The sequence below is a fragment of the Candidatus Symbiopectobacterium sp. genome (assembly GCF_020054415.1).
Taxonomy (GTDB): Bacteria; Pseudomonadota; Gammaproteobacteria; order Enterobacterales; family Enterobacteriaceae; genus Symbiopectobacterium.
Genome location: NZ_JAHWCO010000085.1, coordinates 1 through 1,257, shown reverse-complemented (window position 1 = coordinate 1,257; position 1,257 = coordinate 1). Strand labels below are relative to the sequence as shown.

Genomic DNA, 1,257 nt, shown 5'->3' with positions numbered 1-1,257 from the left:
TGGCGTTATTGAGTATGGGGGGGGAGATTGCGGCGATAAGCGGATGATGGGAATGCTGAAAGTGTTTCAGTCATAGATACCCGTTAATTTTTCACCTGCTTTTTAAGCCACTTATTTTCTTCCGTCAGATAGGCAATGGTTAACTTATATCCCTTTGTTTCACTGTCATCCCCGAGGAAAATTTGGGTGTTCATCAAATAATGAGGATGATTAATATTATTATTACTACCGTAAGTGATAACGCCCCTTTCCCTGTGATCAGGTTGATTGAAGGTCGTGATATGAGGTTTATTAAGTTGCATCATTCAATCCTCATTTGGCTATCAAAATATTTTCGTCAATGAGCTTTTGCATTGTGGCCTCCGTGGTAAGTGCCTGCTTTGGTGACCCTCTCAGGCTGCGAGGGTTTCCTCGCTTTCCACAGTCAAAGGAATGCCGTAGACTGGTTTTTCCACAGTCAAAATAAGGAATTAGATATGACCAGCTACATAGCTAGGGTTGAAATTTCTGGCGGTGATACGAATGAATACGAGCTTTTGCACGAAATGATGCGTGGCATAGGGTTCAGTAAAGAAATAATCGGAGAAAGTGGCAGGGTGAGTTCTTTACCCACGGGAACTTATGTAGCCAATCTCACACAACCTATTGAAGCGGTTAGAGATAGCATTCAGCGTGTGGCGTTGCAGGTTTCAGACGACAGCCCGCAAATTATCGTGTGCTCATTTGACCGCTGGTCGGGGTATTTAACAATCGCCCCCTGAGTTAGTTTCTGGAGCGCTCTGCATTGGTTCTGGGAATGGACTGACTGCCTGCAATCCCGTCCCTCCAACTGCTTCTGGCTTACCCCTTGGAGGCGTTGTTTGTCCGCCAATTTTGATGTTTCCAACTGTAGCCGGTCGGTTAAAATAACCAACCTCATTGAAATTAATAAATGCATCAATAAGGTTTGTGGTGTTTTCCAATGCTGAAACATTCCCTAACTCAACATTTCCAAGGAATGGATAAAAGAATTCACCCAACTTTCTGCGATACTCTTTCATGTCATCGTTTTGCATACTTACCTCGCTGTTACGTTAACTGACTTCCTGTGACCTGCTGCCAAGTTAATATGTCTGTCTTGCTCTGGCGGTAATGCCATACTCCGTTTTCGGCTTGCTGTACCAGATGCGATGGTTAAGACGCTTAACCATGTCGTACTTTTCGGCGAAATGGTTAATTTGCTCTCTGAATCTAGCCAGTAAATTGAAATTAATTCGT

At 43.7% G+C, this 1,257-nt stretch carries 3 protein-coding genes; 1 reads left to right on the top strand and 2 read right to left on the bottom strand.

Annotated elements, in window-relative coordinates:
- Positions 1–83 precede the first annotated feature (83 nt).
- Positions 84–305 carry a hypothetical protein gene (locus QZ506_RS02695; protein ID WP_291968889.1) on the bottom strand — a complete coding sequence of 74 codons (222 nt, stop codon included), beginning with the start codon at positions 303–305 and terminating at the stop codon, positions 84–86.
- 171 nt (positions 306–476) lie between these two features.
- On the opposite strand from QZ506_RS02695, the gene ghoS reads away from it, so the two are divergent.
- Positions 477–761 (top strand): type V toxin-antitoxin system endoribonuclease antitoxin GhoS, encoded by a 285-nt coding sequence (gene ghoS, locus QZ506_RS02690; RefSeq protein ID WP_291968887.1) that lies wholly within the window; start codon positions 477–479, stop codon positions 759–761.
- Here ghoS and QZ506_RS02685 read toward each other — a convergent pair.
- Positions 744–1,055 (bottom strand): hypothetical protein, encoded by a 312-nt coding sequence (locus QZ506_RS02685; RefSeq protein ID WP_291968885.1) that lies wholly within the window; start codon positions 1,053–1,055, stop codon positions 744–746. The two genes, ghoS and QZ506_RS02685, sit on opposite strands and share 18 nt — an antisense overlap.
- Between the last annotated feature and the right edge of the window lie 202 nt (positions 1,056–1,257).

Bases quoted from the DNA above. Each gene is read 5' to 3' on its own strand.
- QZ506_RS02695 (WP_291968889.1), bottom strand. From the start codon at position 305: ATGATGCAACTTAATAAACCTCATATCACGACCTTCAATCAACCTGAT.
- QZ506_RS02685 (WP_291968885.1), bottom strand. From the start codon at position 1,055: ATGCAAAACGATGACATGAAAGAGTATCGCAGAAAGTTGGGTGAATTC.
- ghoS (WP_291968887.1), top strand. From the start codon at position 477: ATGACCAGCTACATAGCTAGGGTTGAAATTTCTGGCGGTGATACGAAT.